Source organism: Paenibacillus sp. DMB5, from assembly GCF_001517085.1.
Taxonomy (GTDB): Bacteria; Bacillota; Bacilli; order Paenibacillales; family Paenibacillaceae; genus Paenibacillus_AQ.
Genome location: NZ_LRAC01000174.1, coordinates 75,512 through 93,300, shown reverse-complemented (window position 1 = coordinate 93,300; position 17,789 = coordinate 75,512). Strand labels below are relative to the sequence as shown.

The 17,789-nt window shown below is 53.0% G+C and carries 10 protein-coding genes, 3 pseudogenes and 2 riboswitches; of the genes and pseudogenes, 11 read left to right on the top strand and 2 right to left on the bottom strand.

Features of this window, described 5'->3' with window-relative positions; all coding sequences use genetic code 11:
- Window positions 1-176 precede the first annotated feature (176 nt).
- Window positions 177-326: riboswitch (FMN riboswitch) on the top strand.
- A 125-nt stretch (window positions 327-451) separates the two neighbouring features.
- The 6 genes and pseudogenes from AWJ19_RS33505 (at window position 452) to AWJ19_RS33480 (ending at window position 7,321) form a co-directional block, all read left to right on the top strand.
- Window positions 452-1,419: pseudogene (locus AWJ19_RS33505) on the top strand (DMT family transporter).
- A 199-nt stretch (window positions 1,420-1,618) separates the two neighbouring features.
- Window positions 1,619-2,278: a stage V sporulation protein AA gene (locus AWJ19_RS33500; RefSeq protein WP_068730052.1), complete on the top strand. Its 660-nt coding sequence runs from the start codon at window positions 1,619-1,621 to the stop codon at window positions 2,276-2,278.
- Window positions 2,275-2,700, top strand: coding sequence for a stage V sporulation protein AB (locus AWJ19_RS33495; RefSeq protein WP_068730050.1), 426 nt, complete (start codon window positions 2,275-2,277; stop codon window positions 2,698-2,700). The genes AWJ19_RS33500 and AWJ19_RS33495 overlap by 4 nt, the downstream gene beginning before the upstream one ends.
- Window positions 2,701-3,644: 944 nt before the next feature.
- A pseudogene (locus AWJ19_RS34995) lies at window positions 3,645-5,210 on the top strand (spore germination protein); the annotation flags it as partial.
- Window positions 5,211-5,407: 197 nt separating this feature from the next.
- Complete coding sequence (lysA, locus tag AWJ19_RS33485) at window positions 5,408-6,742, top strand: diaminopimelate decarboxylase (RefSeq protein WP_068730048.1); 1,335 nt, start codon at window positions 5,408-5,410, stop codon at window positions 6,740-6,742.
- Between the two features lie 147 nt (window positions 6,743-6,889).
- Complete coding sequence (locus AWJ19_RS33480) at window positions 6,890-7,321, top strand: peptidylprolyl isomerase (RefSeq protein WP_068730046.1); 432 nt, start codon at window positions 6,890-6,892, stop codon at window positions 7,319-7,321.
- Window positions 7,322-7,409: 88 nt separating this feature from the next.
- Here AWJ19_RS33480 and AWJ19_RS33475 read toward each other — a convergent pair whose 3' ends face one another.
- On the bottom strand, window positions 7,410-8,165 hold the full coding sequence (locus AWJ19_RS33475; RefSeq protein ID WP_068730044.1) for a TIGR02206 family membrane protein: 756 nt from the start codon (window positions 8,163-8,165) through the stop codon (window positions 7,410-7,412).
- 286 nt (window positions 8,166-8,451) lie between these two features.
- On the opposite strand from AWJ19_RS33475, the gene AWJ19_RS33470 reads away from it, so the two are divergent.
- Window positions 8,452-12,018, top strand: a complete 3,567-nt coding sequence (locus AWJ19_RS33470; protein ID WP_068730043.1) for a collagen binding domain-containing protein — start codon at window positions 8,452-8,454, stop codon at window positions 12,016-12,018.
- Between the two features lie 99 nt (window positions 12,019-12,117).
- On the opposite strand, the gene AWJ19_RS33465 is transcribed toward AWJ19_RS33470, so the two are convergent.
- Window positions 12,118-13,449, bottom strand: a complete 1,332-nt coding sequence (locus tag AWJ19_RS33465; protein ID WP_068730041.1) for an MFS transporter — start codon at window positions 13,447-13,449, stop codon at window positions 12,118-12,120.
- A 162-nt stretch (window positions 13,450-13,611) separates the two neighbouring features.
- Between AWJ19_RS33465 and AWJ19_RS33460 the strand changes: the two genes are divergently transcribed.
- From AWJ19_RS33460 to AWJ19_RS33445, 4 genes and pseudogenes are all read left to right on the top strand, one after another.
- Complete coding sequence (locus tag AWJ19_RS33460) at window positions 13,612-14,820, top strand: helix-turn-helix transcriptional regulator (RefSeq protein ID WP_068730039.1); 1,209 nt, start codon at window positions 13,612-13,614, stop codon at window positions 14,818-14,820.
- A gap of 106 nt (window positions 14,821-14,926) precedes the next feature.
- Window positions 14,927-15,321: pseudogene (gene mscL, locus AWJ19_RS33455) on the top strand (large conductance mechanosensitive channel protein MscL).
- 162 nt (window positions 15,322-15,483) lie between these two features.
- Window positions 15,484-15,654, top strand: a riboswitch (FMN riboswitch).
- Between the two features lie 218 nt (window positions 15,655-15,872).
- The gene (gene ribD / locus AWJ19_RS33450) at window positions 15,873-16,973 is read left to right on the top strand and encodes a bifunctional diaminohydroxyphosphoribosylaminopyrimidine deaminase/5-amino-6-(5-phosphoribosylamino)uracil reductase RibD (protein WP_068730037.1); all 1,101 of its coding nucleotides are present in this window, start codon (window positions 15,873-15,875) and stop codon (window positions 16,971-16,973) included.
- 76 nt (window positions 16,974-17,049) lie between these two features.
- Complete coding sequence (locus tag AWJ19_RS33445) at window positions 17,050-17,715, top strand: riboflavin synthase (protein WP_068730035.1); 666 nt, start codon at window positions 17,050-17,052, stop codon at window positions 17,713-17,715.
- Window positions 17,716-17,789: the final 74 nt, after the last annotated feature.

Genomic DNA, 17,789 nt, shown 5'->3' with positions numbered 1-17,789 from the left:
GGAAAAAACAGATAGATTTATTATACCTTAATAATTCAGTATATTCTTCCAAATATCTCAATCTTCTGAACAAGCCCTGCTATGCTGATATGAAACAAAGCAAAAATTTTCATAAAAAGACTGGACGAAATGGCAGAACAGAGTTATTCTGAGATTGTGAAAAAAATAACGGAATACAAGATTCTCGGGGTAAGGTGAAATTCCTGACCGGCGGTGATGTTCAAAGCGAACTAAGCCCGCGACTCAATCACTGCATATACTGCGGGATTGACTGATCTGGTGACAATCCAGAGCCGACGGTAAAGTCCGGATGGGAGAGGATCATAGATGAAGGCAACAGGTATATTCCTGATGTCTTTATTGAAAATGCCCCCGATAATTGCTGTAACAGGGTAGTTCGGGGGCTTTTTGGTCTCTTATCGAGGGTTTGTATCGACAAGGAGAATGAATTATGAGTAACGTATCAGCTTCATCATCAGGTATGCGCACATCGCCAATCCGCAGCGGCTTCTGGCTGGTTGTGCTCGGGGCGGCGCTCTGGGGCGTTGATCCGCTGTTCCGGATTATTTTATTGAAATCATTGACCTCTTCGCAGATCGTTCTGCTGGAGCATGTTGTACTTTTCTCGCAGCCGCACCGGTCCTTTGGCGCCATCGTGCCGAGCTGAAGTCCATCGGGCTCCGTCAGGCAGGCGCGCTGCTCGTTGTGTCCTGGGGCGGTTCCGCCGTGGCAACGATCCTGTTCACCAAGGCATTGTCCAGCGGTGATCTGAATGCCGTACTGCTATTGCAGAAGCTCCAGCCCGTGTTCGCCATCGGACTGGCAGCCGTTATTCTGAAAGAGCGTCTTCCACGCAACTTCGGACTGCTGATTGTTCTTGCACTGGCCGGCACTTATCTGCTGACCTTCGGCTGGACGATTCCTTTCGGCCATGTTAACAACTTTGTCAGCGTAGGCAGCCTGATGGCCATGGGCGCTGCTGCCCTGTGGGGCGGATCGACCGTTATGGGCCGTTATCTGCTTGGCTCCATGAGCTATGAGACCGTAACCTCCCTGCGTTTCATTCTTGCACTTCCTTTGCTGTTCACCCTGACTACACTGGAAGGGGCTCCATGGCAGGTAAACGGCGGACTGGGAGCTACTTCGCTAGTAGCTATTAACCTGCTGCTGCAGGCGCTGCTGCCGGGACTGCTCAGTATGCTGCTCTACTACAAAGGACTGAACACGACCAAAGCTTCTTTTGCCACACTGGCCGAGCTAAGCTTCCCGATGACCGGGATTCTGATCAATTGGGTTGTCTATCACCAGCTTGTTACGATGGCGCAGGTTGTGGGGTTTGCCCTGATCTGGACGGCACTGTTCTACATTTCCAGCCAGCAGGCCAAACAGCAGCAGACAGAACTGAAGCAGGCTGCTTAACCAAATACAAATACGCCTGAGGAGAGTAACTCCAGGGCTTTCTGCAATATGAGGATGTCTTCATGCAGCCGTAATGGCTGGGAAGGCATCTTTTTTTTTTGTTTTTTCAAAGATGAAATCTGCTTCTCTGGAGTAAAAATAAGGCGTTTCTCCCATACTACCGTTATTCTGCTGTCATCCTTTGAGGAGGTGCATGAAGATGAAGGATAAGCCGGCACCTGCGATTTACATACAGCTGAAGAACAGGGTCACGGTGCCCAAAGGCCGGGGTGTTATGCTGCGGGATGTGGCTTACCTGATTGCTGCTGCGGATATTAGGGAGCAGTTGGACCCGATACTGCTGCTTCAGCCGGAGCAAAGCGACGGGAATCTGATTCTAATAGATCTGCTGACCATTATCCCGCGGATTCATGAGCTTGTTCCGGGGGCCGACATCCAGCCGATCGGGGAGGGGCGGACCATTGTACAGATTGAAGGCCCGCTCGAGGCACGCAAGCCGTCCATTGCCCTGTTTATGCTCGTCTGGCTGCTGCTGTTCTTCGGCTCGGCGCTGACAATCATGAATTTCCATGCCGATGTCAGCATGCAGGAGGTGCATGTGCGAATTGTGGAAATGCTGACCGGGCGGCGTGACGAGCATCCATATGTCTTTCAGGTGGCCTATTCCCTGGGAATCGGGTTCGGGATGGTGGTTTTTTTCAATCACCTGTTCAAAAAAAAATGGAACGAGGAGCCGACACCGCTTGAAGTGGAAATGTTCCTGTACCAAAAAAATATTGATCATTACGTAGTGCATGAGGAATACAGCAAGCTGGAGCAACGTCAACGCTCTTCCGCAAAAAGGAGGGGAGCCCCATGACTGCTCCACTCTCCCTCGGGCTCCATCTGCTGCTGGGGGTAGCGGCCGGAATCGCCGTCGGCGGGGGTGTAATTGCCCTTTTTATTGTACTGGATATGGTTCCGCGCCTGGCTCAGCTGACTTCCTCCTACAACAAGGTGCACTGGTATGAGGGAGCGATGGTTGGAGGCTCGCTGCTCGGAACGGTAAGTGATTTCTGGAACTGGAGGATAGCGGCCGGTCCGCTGGCTGAGCTGGGAGTAGGCCTGCTTGACGGGGTTTTTGTCGGTATGCTGGCCGCTGCCCTGACGGAGGTACTGAACGTGCTGCCCATTCTGGCCAAACGGCTGCATATGACGCATTATCTGTTCGGCCTGCTGATGGCAATGGTCTGCGGCAAGGTTGCGGGGTCATTGTTCGATTGGTTTGTCTACCAGCGTTAACCCGGCTGTTGTAAGGTACAGCTTCGAGGCATCAGCGGCATATTGAACTTTTAGGAGGTTATGAAGTGATGAGGTATATACACAGCGGGGATCAGGTGGAGACGGACCGCAAAAAAGCTTCTGCTCCTGTGCATGCGGATCTGCAGGGAAACGGTGCGGAGGAGGAAAAACAGACGCACACAGAGCAGCCGGAGCATACAGGGGAGGCGGACGGCAGTACTGATATCGGCGTAGATGAAGGGGCAACCGGCTACGGGGATCATGATCTGCAGGCTTCTGTTGGAGCCGGTACTCCGGACCAGGAGGGGGATAAGACAGAAGGGGAGGAGGAGCCGGAGGTTTCCGGCATATCTGATTCCGCGGAGGTTGCAGCGCAGGGGAGTGCTCCACAGGAGGATGTCCTGCAGGAAAATACTCAACCGGAGGATACCCAACCAGAGGATACCCAACCGGATGATGCCCGGCAGGAGGAAGACTCCGCTGCGTCTCAGGGTGCTTCATCCGCGGATAAACAAGAGTCTGAGAGTACAGGGAGTGCAGAGCAGCGCAGCAGTGGGCAAGAGGGCCAGACGGACAGCCGGCAAGAAGGCGATGAGGGGCAGGAGGCTGAGGAAGGGACGGGCGGCGGCCTGAAAGGCTTCTTGTCCACCTTGTTTGGCGATGAAAGTGATCCGGCAGAAGCCTCCGGTACGGGGGGGGCAGGCACACAAGGGGCCGAAACCTCCGGTGTTCAGGACCCCGGAGCAACAGGTAATCAGGATGCCGAGATATCCGGTGAGCTTGGTACCGAAGAGCCGGAAAGCGGCAAAAAGGGCTTTTTCGCCAGACTGTTCGGCGAGGAGCCGGATGAGGAGGATGAGGAGCCGGAAGCAGAGCAGGGTAAGCAGGAGAATAACAGCCGGCAGGCCCGGGAGACCGGGAAGAAGCAGCGAAAGCAGGCTGCGGAGCCGCAGGAGAAAAAAGAAGATCCCATGCAGAAGAAGCGGGATTCTGAGCGCTCGGACTCACTCGAGCAGTCCATTATCTACTGGCAGGGAAATGATGATATTCCGGAACATCTGGAGGACACCAAAAAGACGCTGACAGAGGTGCTGGGCCTTGGTTCTTCTTTTGACATTGTCTTCCGGGAAATGGCCTTCGGGGGCCGCAAGGTAGCGCTGCTCTGCATCAGCGGCTTCGCCAAGGACACGATCATTGACGAAATATTGAAGCGGCTGACCTATCTGACGCCTGACGAGGTATCCACCGGTGCGCTCAGCAGCTTTATGACCGAGTATATCCCTCACATTCAGGTGGAAAAGGGCGAGCTATTAAGCGAGAGCATCAACAAGGTGCTTTCGGGCATGAGCGTATTCTTCATTGAGGGAGAAAAACAGGTCATCATCATGGATACCCGTGCCTATCCGGCACGCGGCCCGGATGAGCCTTCAATTGAGCGTGTTGTACGCGGGGCACGCGACGGTTTTACCGAAACGTTGCTGAGCAATGTGGCACTGGTGCGCAGAAGGCTCCGTGATCCCGGACTGAAATATGAGATGCACCAGGTGGGCCGGCGTACAAGGACGGATGTATGCGTAGCCTATATCGACGATATCGTGGACAAGGCTCAGGTACAGGCTGTCACCGATAAAATCAAGAGCATAGACATTGACGGCATTCCGCTGGCTGACAAGCAGCTGGAGGAGGCGATCGTCGGGAGAGGCTGGAATCCGTATCCGCTCGTAAGATATTCGGAACGCCCCGATACCGTGGCTTCGCATCTGCTGGAAGGTCGGGTTGTGATCTTTGTGGATACCTCGCCGAGCGTTATCGTCCTGCCGACAACCTTCTTTGATCTCTGCCAGCATGCCGAGGAGAACCGCCAGACCCCGTTCATGGGAACTTATCTGCGCTGGGTACGGTTCATCGGCGTGTTCGCCTCCATGTTCCTGCTTCCGCTGTGGATGCTGATGGTCATCCATCCGGAGCTCAAGCCGGCCATGCTGGATTTCATCGGCCCGCAGAAAATGGCGAAGATTCCGATCCTGGCCCAGTTCCTGATCGTTGAGCTGGGGGTCGATCTGCTGCGCATGGCCGCTGTGCATACGCCGACACCGCTGGGCTCGGCAATGGGGCTGATCGCTGCTATACTGGTCGGCGACATTGCTGTACAGACCGGGCTTTTTGTCAATGAGGTTGTACTGTATATGGCTGTCGCCTCAATCGGGATGTTCGCGACTCCGAGCTATGAGCTTGGTCTGGCTAACCGGATTGTCAGGCTTGCGCTGCTGCTGGCCGTGGCTGCATTTCAGGTACAGGGCTTTATGATCGGCTCAACGCTGCTGGTTATTCTGCTGACCACTCACCGGTCCTATAACTCCTCATATTTGTGGCCGTTTATACCATTTAATGCAAAAGCTATGGGGGCTATTCTGGTACGTCAGCCGGTGCTCAGCTCCAAATCAAGGCCGTCGTTCAACAAAACACGGGATAATACCAGAATGCCGCCTGTTCAGGAGAACGAAAAATAGGCGTACAAAAAATACAAATCAACTGCAAATTAGTCCATTCTATGACGTTCCCTCTGTCTGTTATACTGAATACACTAAATAGCCCCTGTGAAGTCCGGGATAGAGCCTGGAGCCCGTTTTTGGAACACCGGGGATTAAATTTCATACAATAGACAGGGTGGAATCAAAACGTTCCACGGAAATTGGAGGACTGGACAATGTTTTTACACGGGACGAGCCGGATTAATGATGCCGGACATCTGGAAATCGGCGGATGTGATGTGACCGAACTCAAGGCGGAATATGGTACCCCGCTATATATAATGGACGAGCAATTAATCCGCCAGCGCTGCCGCGAGTATATGGATGCCTTCCGAGCATCCGGATTGGGGTTCCAGGTAGCGTATGCCAGTAAGGCGTTCTCAATCATGGCTATGTGCCGCCTTGTTGACGAAGAGGGGCTGTCATTGGACGTAGTATCGGACGGGGAACTGTACACTGCGCTGCAGGCAGGCTTCCCGGCTGAGCGTATTCATTTCCACGGAAACAACAAGACGCCGGATGAGATTGAAATGGCGATTGAAGCGGGCATCGGCTGCTTTGTAGTTGATAACCTCGTGGAACTGAGCCTTTTGCAGGCCATTGCGGCCAGCAAGGAAGTAACCGTGAATGTGCTGCTGCGCGTAACCCCAGGCGTTGAAGCTCATGCTCACCATGCCTATGCTTCGACCGGCCAGACCGATTCCAAGTTCGGCTTTGACATCGGCAACGGCTCTGCCTATGCTGCTGTACAGCAGGCTTCTGACAAAGCCAATCTGCAGCTGCTTGGCGTTCATTCGCATATCGGCTCACAGATTTTTGAAACCGAGGGCTTCCAGCTTGCTGTTGAACGGATCGCTGATTTCACCCGTAAGGTGAAGGAAGAGCTGAACATTGATTTCCCTGTCGTCAACCTTGGCGGAGGCTTCGGCATCCGTTATGTAGACGGTGATACACCGCTTCTGGTATCGGAATATGTCGCAGCCATTACAGATGCTGTGAAGACACATTTCGCCGGAATCGGCAGCTCGCTGCCGCAGATCTGGGTAGAGCCGGGCCGCAGCATCGTAGGCGATGCCGGAACTACGCTGTACACAGTGGGCACGAACAAGGAGATTCCGGGTGTGCGCAAATATGTGGCCGTTGACGGCGGCATGACAGACAATCCGCGTCCGGCGCTCTATGAATCCAAATATGAGGCGCTCCTGGCTAACCGGGCCACTGAAGAGAGCGAAGAAACAGTATCCATCGCCGGCAAATGCTGCGAGAGCGGCGACATGCTGATCTGGGATGTTGAGCTTCCTGCTGTTAAGAGCGGAGATTTGCTCGCGGTTGCCTGCACCGGCGCGTACAACTATTCGATGGCCAGCAATTACAACCGGATCCGCCGTCCGGCTGTGGTCTTCGTACAGAATGGCCAGAGCGATCTGGTTGTACGCCGTGAGAGTCATGGTGACATCGTTGTGAACGATATTGTACCTGAACGCATTGCCAAGAAGGCTGTAACGAAGTAGGTTTCGGGCTCTGGCAGCAGCCCTTCCGGCTGAGCGCGTTTGCAAAGCAAGCGGGAACCCTTCCCGCTTGCTTTGCTTTGTGCGCAGTTTCATAGTAAACTAATAAACGTGTTGTACATCTGAACATTTGAAAGGGGTCATTTACATATGGCAAAGCAAGCGAAAATTACACTCGAAAACGGCGGCGTAGTGCTGATCGATCTGTTTGAAAACGATGCTCCTAATACTGTGGCAAACTTCGAGAAGCTGGCTAACGACGGCTTCTACAACGGTCTGGTATTCCACCGCGTTATCCCGGGTTTTGTGGCTCAGGGCGGCTGTCCTAACGGTACCGGCACAGGCGGTCCTGGATACACAATCAACTGCGAGATCAACCCTAACAAGCATGAGCGCGGAACGCTGGCTATGGCGCATGCCGGCAAAAACACTGGCGGAAGCCAGTTCTACATCTGCTATGCACCGCAGCCGCACCTTGACGGAGTACACACTGTATTCGGTAAAGTTGTACAAGGCATGGAGTTGGTTGACAGCTTCCAGGGACGCGACAAAATGACTTCGGTCGAAATTATCGAAGCTTAATTCTTCCGGGGCAACGCCCTTTTTCGGATGATGAAACAGCACCGCACTGGTTTTTCCAGGGCGGTGCTGTTTTTTTGTACAACCGTGTTTATAAATTTCTGCTCCGGGAAGCCTTCCGGCTTCTGACCATCTCCGGCAGCTTGAAGAATATCAGGAACATCAAGAGGAAAATGACGAGAGCAAATACCTCCTCCACCAGCAGGTAATAAGGATAAGGGCCAAAGTAGTCGAGAACGGAGAAGGTGCCGGGCTTATGAGCCAGGAACATGTAATTGGCGCCAAGCAGCTTATCCAGCGCAAAAACAATGACAGCGATCAGGTTAAGGCAGAGCATGGTAAACATTAGCGACCGCCAGGTCGGCCGGAATCCGTAAGCCCAGGTCATGAACAGGGAGGACAGCACGATTGCCGCATGCGCCGTAAAGAACAGGAGAAAACGGATATGCGGAAAAGGATAGACCAGATTAGGCGTGAGGAGAGCGATACAGGCCCCGCCGATCCCGGCAAAATACAGAAAAGAGTAGAGCAGCCGGCTGCGGGTTAGCAGCATAACCGCTGACAGCAGCAATGTAATTCCGCACAGCTCCAGCGGCAGTGACTGGCGGCTGCTCCAGATGCCATGGGACAGATACCATGCATGCAGCCCGCCTTCTGAAGCCAGCAGTACGATAATCAGCAGCCAGCGGACCTGGTTCCGCAGAAGCGGGCGGGTGCGCAGTGCAAACCTTGCTGCGAACAGCAGCACACAAAGTGCAGCTGCTGCAGCCAGGGCCAGGAAATGCGGAGCCGTGAACATAATGAAATCGCTCTCGTGTTTTCGTCCCAAAAAGCTAGTCAGATCCACAAATTTCGCTCCCTTATTCTAAAGCTTGCTTTTCAAAAAATAAATATTCCTGTTTTAAACATTTTTTGATTCTAAGCTTCTATACTTAGGTGATATAAGTATATAACGCTCAAGCTGACCAGAAAAGGAAGGAATTCTGCTTGTTTACATAAGATGGACGGTTTTTGACCGATATACATAACTGGCCTTTGGGCGGAGTGTGCCATTACCAGCGGATTCGGCGCCATCTTAAACAGAAGCCTTGGTGAGAGCTGAAATGAATTTTAGGAATGGGGGATACCGGGGAATGATAAAAAAGAGGTTCAGTCTGGCTATTGCGGTTCTTATGCTGTTTGTGCAATACGCTTATGGAATCGGGTTTATTTCACAGGTTAAGGCAGAAGCGATCGAACATGAGACGGACATCATTACCAGTGTGTCCATGGCCGTTTACGGACCTGACGGAAGCACCGTTACGGACAGTGTCTATGATGTGAACTCGAATGTGACGCTGGACTATACGTGGGCGCTTCCCGACGGACATAGCTACAGCGCCGGAGACACCTTTACCTTCAAGCTGCCTGAACAGTTCCAGCTGTTCAATGACATCAGCGGAACACTTGTTACAGATGACGGGCAGGCGGGCGATTTTACTGTCAGCCAAGCCACACATGAAGTAGCGATGACCTTCAGCAGTTACATTGAGAATCATGGCAATGTGCACGGAACGCTACGGGTGAACACAAAGTTTGACCGCACCAAGGTCAGCGGAAGCACGACCGAGCAGATTATATTCCCGGTTAACGGAGGCGCCCAGACCATAACGGTTACGTTCAAGCCTGAGGTTGGCTCAACGATTGCCAAGACAGGCAGGGCCAGCGGCTTCAATGCCGACAGGATTGACTGGACGGTGGATGTGAATAAAAGGCTCGAGCCGGTAACCAATGCCCTGCTCACTGACCCGATCCCGGCCGGCCTGACGCTGGACAGCACTGTGACGCTGGCTGTTTACCAGCTGAATGTGCAGCTTGACGGCACAGTGCAGCAGGGTGCTGTGGTGGATGGCAGCAAGTATTCTGCCGAAGTTGCAGGCGGTGTGCTTACAGTACGTTTTGCCGATCCTGTTATTAACGGAGCTTACCGCATCACGTATACAACGGGAATTACCGGGGATGAGGCGAGCTACACGAATACCGCCACCTTTACAGGAGACGGGCGTGATCCGGCCAGTGCTTCGGCGACAGTCAATGTAGAGCGCGGCGGCAGCTTGAAGAAACAAGCGGTTCATTACGACTGGGGCATCCAGGTCATTACCTGGGCCATCGAATACAATTACAACCTGAAGAGCATTCCGCAGCAGAGTGCCGTACTCAGGGATTTGTTCGACGACACCCAGCAGCTTGTGCCTTTTTCGCTTAAAGTGTATCCGGTGACGCTGGATTCTTCAGGAAAAGCGACCAAGGGGACTGCGTTAACTGAGAATACGGATTACACAGTAACTGCCATTGCAGGAGTGGAGAACAAGCAGGGCTTCAAACTGCAATTCAATGCCGGCATCAATTCTGCATACCGGATTGAATACAAAACCGAAGCGGTTGGGCGGGTATTCAAGGACCATACCGTTACCAATACCGTTTCAGACAGCACGTACAGCCAATCGGCAACGCAGCTTGTAAGGCCTATTATCGTCTACAAAACATTCTCCGGGGCAAATTATGCAGAACATACTGCGAACTGGAAAATTACACTGAACGGCGATAACCATCCGATGAAGGATGTTGTGGTTACAGACCTCTTTCCTCAGGGCGGCCAAAAGCTGATCCCGGAAACAATCGTTGTACGGAACAGCAGCAATACAGTACTTGATCAATCAGCATATACGCTGGAATACGCTACACCGGTATTGCCTAATGCCGGCTTCAAAATTAAATTCAAAAGCCCGATTAACGGGTCCTACACCATCAGCTACACTACCTATTTCAGCAATGACTGGCTGAACGGAAACACCGACGATTTTATTAACACAGCCAAGATTGATTGGACAGATATTGAAGGTATTAAGCAGAGTACAAGTGCGGACGGTAGGTTTATTCCCCGCAGTGAGTGGAAGAACAACGGTTTCAAAACCGGAGTGTATAATGCTTCCAGCAAGGAGCTGACCTGGACGGTAGGCGTCAATTATACCGCCAAAGAGGTAAAGCTTCCTGTTGTATCCGATGTGCTGACCGCCGGGCAGAGACTGATCCCGGATTCACTGAAGGTTTATAAGCTGAATGTGGATGCCAAGGGAGATTATACGCTGGGTGCCGAACTGGGCAGCAGCGCCTACACCTACTACGCAGGTAACGATGGTAAGCTTAGAATCATTTTCGCTAAAAGCATCAGCGAAGCGTATGCCGTTGTCTTTAAGACTACTCTGGCCGGCCAGCTTATCGGCAGCACTGTAGTCAACACGGCGAATCTGCTGGACGGTGAGAAAAAGGTATCCAGGGATCTGACCGCATCGGTATCAATTCCGCACGGCGGGGAATATGTCCTGAAGAGCGGGCTCCAGAACGGGGAAAAGATCGACTGGACCCTTGCGGTGAACCGCAGCCAGTCCCATGTTAAGGATGCCAAGATTATTGATACGCCAAGTATTAATCAGATTTTACTGCCGGATTCTTTCCGTCTTTATGAAGGAATAGCTGCTGCAAACGGCGATATTACGAAGAGCAGCACGGCATTGGTAAAAGGTGTGGACTACACCCTGCAGGTACTGGCCGATGACAATGGCAGACAGAGCTTTGAACTAAGCTTTGCCCGTGACATTGACAGGGCTTATATCCTGGAGTACCAGTCGCTGATTGCAGCGAAGACAGGCGATAAGCTGACCAACACCGCGAAATTTACCGGAAATAATGTTGTTAATGTTGAAAAGAATACAACGACAGAGGTCATTGTCGGTGTATCCAGCGGCTCGGGCACAGGCAGCGGGGAGCGGGGAACACTGACCGTCAGCAAGCTGGACGCCCAGAACACCGGTAAAGTGCTGGCAGGCGCGACCTTTGAACTCTACCGTCTTAACGGGACTGAGCGCGTATTGGTTAACACACGCACTACGGACGCGGCAGGCAGCGCAGTGTTCAATAACATCTGGCTGGGCAGCTATATTCTGATTGAGACAGCGGCGCCGAGCGGCTATGTGCTGGATACAAGAGAATATCCGGTGAGCATAAGCTCGGTGGCAGGGATTAACCTGACCGTATACAATACTGCCGTACAGCCGACAGCTACACCAACTCCGACGGTAACGCCATCACCGACGGCTGTACCAACGGAAACCCCGGCTGCAACCGGATCACCGGCGCCGACAGCATCACCGGTACCAACGGTATCACCGGTACCTACAGAGTCAGCGGCACCTACCGCTACGACATCACCTGGACCAGGAGTAACACCTTCTCCTGCTCCTTCACCGGCAATTCCTGGAGGAACACCGGGTACGCCGCCGCCGGGTACTGAAGTTCCGGGTGTAATTATTGTAGATGATGAGATTCCGGGCGGTCCGGCAATTACTCCTCCGGCAGCAACACCGGGGCCGTCAGTTTCACCGGAATCCCCTGGTGGAGGAACCGTAGAAATTCCGGTTGACGATGAGATTCCGCTTGGCGGGGGTGACCCTGACAGCGGCAGTCCTGATACGGATACTCCGGATATCGATATCGATGATGACAATATTCCAAAAGGGACTGTAACGGATTCCGGGGTTGACGGCCAGCTGCCGCAGACCGGCGAGAGCAGTCCGCTCCCGATCTATCTGGCAGGGCTTGGCTTGATTGCGGCAGGTATTGTGCTGAACCGGGTGTTCAGAGGCAGACGTAATCAGGAGTAATTCAAATGTGCTGATCCCATGGTCAGCTACAGCAGAAAGCCTGCGGCGATATATGCCGCAGGCTTTTTTATTGTTTCCGGCGGCATTCATGATGTAGCCTCAGGTAGGAAGCTGCACCGCGCTTTCCCGCTGCTGCGTTACTTCCTGTCCGATGCCGCGTTTCAGGCTTCTGGAGCCGAGCCAAGTGACCAGCAGGATTGACAAGCCGGAAACTCCGAGCAGGATGGAGGGAGGAACCGAGTCTACAAGCACCCCGTAGAGGATCATTCCTGCCGGAGCGATCGCCCCGGAGGCTGTCTCCACGACGGCAAATACTCTTCCGAGATAGGCAGACTCAACCGTCTTCTGAAGATACACCTGCACCGGTATATTGATATTCATTACGGTGGAGCCGACCATAAACAGCATGGCCATCAGATAGATAAAAGTCCCGGTACGGCTTAAATCAACGATCAGCGGCAAGGCCAGCGCAAGGAACAGCAGTCCGAGCATAAGCAGGCCGCGGATCAATGAACTGGTCGGACTGCTGCTCTGGCGGCGGACGGTCAGCAGCAGCGACATCGCCAGCATGCCTGCGGCGAGCATCGCATTAATGGTGCCATATTGTCCGGAGCTGAGGGATAGCGTCTGAACAACGGCATAAGGCAGGACTACATTCAGGGAAACGACGAAGAAATTGACCCAGAAGACGATAATCATAACGGAGCGGATGACGGGCTTTTTAAAGACGTAGGATATTCCGCCGGCCAGACTGCTGCGGAACTCAGTCAGCACAGTGCGGCCGGCAGACTTATCCGGCAATGGCTTGTGCGCGTGAGCGGAAGCATCTGAGTTTGCCGCCGGTTTGAACTTGAGGCCGAAGCTCATGAGGGTAGAGACCGCAAAGCCTGCAGCATTAAGCAGCAGGAACAGCTCCAGCTGAACGGTGGCATACAGCATGCCGCCCAGAACAGGTGCGAGCAGGCCGCCAATGGAGCCGGCGATCTGATTGAGCGATCCGGCACGCTGGAGAGAATCTGCCTCTACAAGCTGGAGCAGGGAAGAGGAGACGGCAATGCCGTAAAAGGTAGAACAGACTGAGAGCAGAACGAGGGTCACGTAAACAGGCGGCAGTGTGACTCCGTTCAGCGAGACTGTCAGATAAGCCAGCAGCAGCGTTAATACGGCGCCGAGGTCTGAGTAAATCAGCAGCCGGCGGCGGTTCATCCGGTCCGCCATCACGCCGGCAAAGGGGGCGAGTACAATCCGCGGCAGCATTCCGCAGACCATCGTAACGGCGAAGCTGCTCCCGGAGCCTGTGAGCTTCAGGATATACAGCCCCACTACAAAAGTGTACATACCGGAGCCGAGAATTGAAGCGAGCTTGGCTGTAAAGAACAGCAGCATATTCCGGTTGCCTGGAGCAGCCCAAAAGCTTTTTTCCTTTACCATAAACAGCACTCCTTAAAAACGAAAGTTAAATTATATTAAACATATTGTATGTGTGCTAGCATGTAATTGCAATATAAAGTTAAATTTTATTAAACTTTATTTTTTCTTACCGGGAAATTAAGTTATACTGGTAGAAAGACAGACATAAGGATGGCTAAACAGATGACAACTAAACAGACAATCGGGGATAAAATAAAAGCATTACGCCAATCCAAAGGGCTTACACAGAGCGAGCTGGCCGGAGAAGCGATGACCAAAAGCATGCTCAGCCAGATCGAGAACGGCCGTGCCATGCCCTCTATGCGCAGCCTGCAGATTCTGGCTGAGCGTCTTGGAGTAGACGCCGGTTACTTCCTGGAGGATGATCAGGGTGCTGAGCTGGCCCGGCTGGTACGCGATATTGAAGTCCAGTTCAAGCAGAAAAACTATAAAGCGGTTGTCTCCAGAGTAAAGCCGCTGCTGGATGCAAAGCTCCCGGTGACGGTCGATGCCGCCCGGCTGATGGAGTTCTATGTGGCTGCCTGCTATTATACAGGGAGTGCAGGAGGGGAAGAGGCGGTCGCAAGGGCTACTGAGATCTACGAACGGTTCGGATTATTTGTGGAGAGCGCTAAAGTCCAGTATCTGACCTACGCGCTGCTGTTTACACAAGGCAGGTATCAAGAGAGTCTTGCGCTTATTTTGCGTGTCAGGAAAGAATATATGAGCAAAAAAGTCGGCAACAATTTTCTGTTCGAGCTGGACCTCCATTACGCAGAGAGCGTTACTCTATCCGCCCTGGGAGATTACAGCGGGAGCCGGAAAGCGGCACTGGATGCCATTGCACTGTCACGTGAAGAAGGCGTATATTATTTGACAGACCATTTTTACCGTGTGTTATCCAATCTTGCCCTCATGGCCGGAAGCCTGGAGGAAGCGGGACATTACCTGGAGAAATCGCGGCTGTATGTTGAGCTGTCAGAGGACAGATTGTCCGTACAGCTGCTGAAGCTGGCCCAGATGAGGCAGGCGAATGCGGAGCAGCGGTACGAGGATGCTCTGAGGATTGGAGAACAGTTTCAGGCAGAAGGGGACAGGTATTTATCCAGCCGCAGCCTGGCAGCGGGAACAGCCCTGTATTATCTGGGGCGGGATGAGGAGGCGCTGGAGCTGTTATCCAAAGTTACCCTTACCGATGATGTCCACCATCCGCTGGACCGCGCGGCCGTATTCACTTCCTATGCCTATAAAGCCAGAATCTATGCCAGAGCCGGGAAGCTGGAGGAAGCACGCCAGCAGTCAGAGATTGCTTATGAGCGTGTACAGAACTATCCTTCTTCCGTATTTTGCACGTTCATCCGGGAGACTTACCATGAGCTGCACCGGCAGTAGTATAGGCCCAGTTATGGCTGCAGCGCAAAAGAAGCAGAACCGGAAGTTCCCGGCTTTGCTTTTTTAATGCTATAATAACTAAAATCAAATTATCGGGGGAAATGGAATGTGGAAGGAATTTAAAAGCTTTGCGATCAAGGGAAATGTGCTGGATTTGGCAGTTGCGGTAGTCATCGGGGCGCCTTCGGCAAAATTGTATCCTCGCTGGTAGCCGACATTATTATGCCCCTTGCAGGCTTGCTCAGCGGCGGTATTGACCTTGAAAAGCTCACTTTTACCTACCTTGATGCCGAGGTGAAATACGGGATATTCCTGCAGAGCGTGGTGGATTTCTTTATTATTTCGTTCTCAATTTTCATGGTAGTCAAGGTGGCCAACCGGTTCAAGCAGAAGGAAACTGTAAAAGTTGAGGTTGTAGAGACCCCTGCACCTGATCCGGAAATTGCCCTGCTGACAGAAATCCGCGATTTGCTGAAAGCTAACAAGCAAGGGGAAGCATAGACTTTTAGATGGCGTACAAGCTATGGTTTTAGGCTATGCCGGGCAGCATTGCCTGGCTGTAGGTATGCACGATCTGCTTGCTTTTTTGACCGTATAGTGCTAACTTTATTTTAGTCATTGTTAATGACGTGCAGTATTCGATGATACTAATTTCATACTGGTTTGATCCTTCAGGGCAGGGTGTAATTCCCTACCGGCGGTGATGTCACTGTGTATTGGCTGTTACAGCCTGCGCGTGCTTAGTCCGCTACCCGCGTCGTATCCTTTGGTACGGACGGTGGACCCGGTGCAAATCCGGGACCGACAGTATAGTCTGGATGGAAGAAGGAGAGAATAGCGTACTGCCACTGAACGGGCAGGCGCACTGGTGTATTCCCTAATAATATGTGCGAACTTTCACAATCACTGGTGAAGGGGCTTATTTACGCATCATTTTATTTGAATTGCCGGTAAACTCTCGTATATCCCGTCTTGAACTCCACCTGGAGATTGAGGACGGGTTTTTTGTTTATTCAGGCCTGAAGGCCATTAGCAGAGATTGGAGGCAGATCATGAATATTATGAATGACGAGTTTTATATGTCGCTTGCGCTTGATATGGCGGAAAGAGCGCAGGGACAGACCGGCATTAACCCGGTTGTCGGCTGTGTTGTCGTAAAGGACGGTGCTGTGATCGGCCTGGGTACACATCTGCAGCGCGGCACAGGCCATGCTGAGGTGCATGCGCTTAACATGGCTGCGGGAAAGGCGCAGGGGAGCACCGCCTATGTCACGCTGGAGCCGTGCAGCCATTACGGCAAGACGCCGCCCTGCAGCCAGCGGCTGATCGACGAAGGGGTTGCGCGGGTCGTCGTTGCCTGTGAAGACCCTAATCCGCAGGTGGCGGGACGGGGCTTTGAGATGCTGCGTGAAGCGGGAATCGATGTCGAGGTCGGACTGCTGAGAAGCCGCGCCCTGAGGCTCAATGAACGGTTCATCAAGTATATTTTGACGAAGCAGCCGTTTGTAACCCTGAAGAGCGCAAGCACGCTGGACGGTAAACTTGCTACAAGGACCGGTGACAGCAAATGGATATCGAACGGACAGGCACGGGAAATTGTACATACGCTGCGGCACCGCCATCAGGGGATTATGGTGGGTGTGGGCACGGTAATTGCAGACAATCCTTCGCTGACTACACGGCTTGAGGTTCCCGGGCTTCATCCGGTGCGCATCGTCATTGACTCCGGCCTGCGGACTCCGCTGGACGCTAACGTCGTCACGGACGGCCAGGCGCCGACGATTATCGTGACGACAACGGCAGCCGATCCCGCTAAAAAAGCGGCGCTGGAAGCAGCGGGCATATCGGTAATAACCTGCGGCGACGGGCCGCGGGTGGACCTCAAGGCGGCGATGATCACGCTTGGCGAGATGGAGATCGGCTCCATTCTGCTCGAAGGCGGAGGAACGCTGAACGGCTCGATGCTGCAGAGCGGGCTGGTTGACCGGGTGGTTCTGTTCTATGCACCGAAGATTGTCGGCGGCGGAGCCGAAGCTCCGGGAACCTTTGATTTTCCGGGTGTGGCACTGATGAAAGAAGCAATCACACTTGAGGGATTGGAAGTTGAGGTCCTCGGGGATAATGTCTGTATCAGCGGTACACCGGTCCGCTAGTACAGGCGGATGTTTTGGCAGGAAGTATTACAGATAAATCTAGTGTTACAGAAGTAATCTTTCAGGAGGGGATCACATGTTCACCGGATTGATTGAGGAGATCGGCATACTGCGCGGTGTCAGCAGCGGCGGGGAGATGATGGTGCTTAATATCGGCGCCTCGCAGATCATGAGTGATCTGAAAATCGGCGACAGTGTGGCTGTGAATGGCGTCTGCCTGACGGCGACATCGATTAGCGAGCATTCTTTTACCGTGGATGTCATGCCTCAAACCTACCGCAACAGTAACCTCAGGGAGCTGCGCAGCGGGAGCCGGATGAATCTGGAGCGGGCGATGGCGGCCGGCGGCCGTTTCGGCGGGCATATCGTCCAGGGGCATGTGGATGGTACAGGTGAAATCCGCAGCGTCAAGCGTGACCAGAACGCAGTCGTGTTCGAAATTACGCCGGACAAGGGATCGTTGTTTAAATACATCATCCCCAAAGGCTCCATTACGCTTGACGGTATCAGTCTGACTGTAGTAAGCACCTCATCCTCGGCCTTCACCGTATCAATCATTCCCCATACGCTCGGTGAAACAGTGCTGAACCATAAGCGCCCGGGCGACAGCATCAATATCGAGTGTGATGTGCTGGGCAAATATGTCGATCATCTTCTGCATTATAGAGGAGCCGGCAGTGGGGAAGAAGAGAGCAGCTCCCGGATCAGCCGTGATTTTCTGGCGGCGAACGGGTTTGTATAACAAGCAGAAGCGGCTGCGCCGTCCTAAACCGGGCGGTGTCCGGCTCTGCGGAATGATAAGGATAAGCAAAGTAT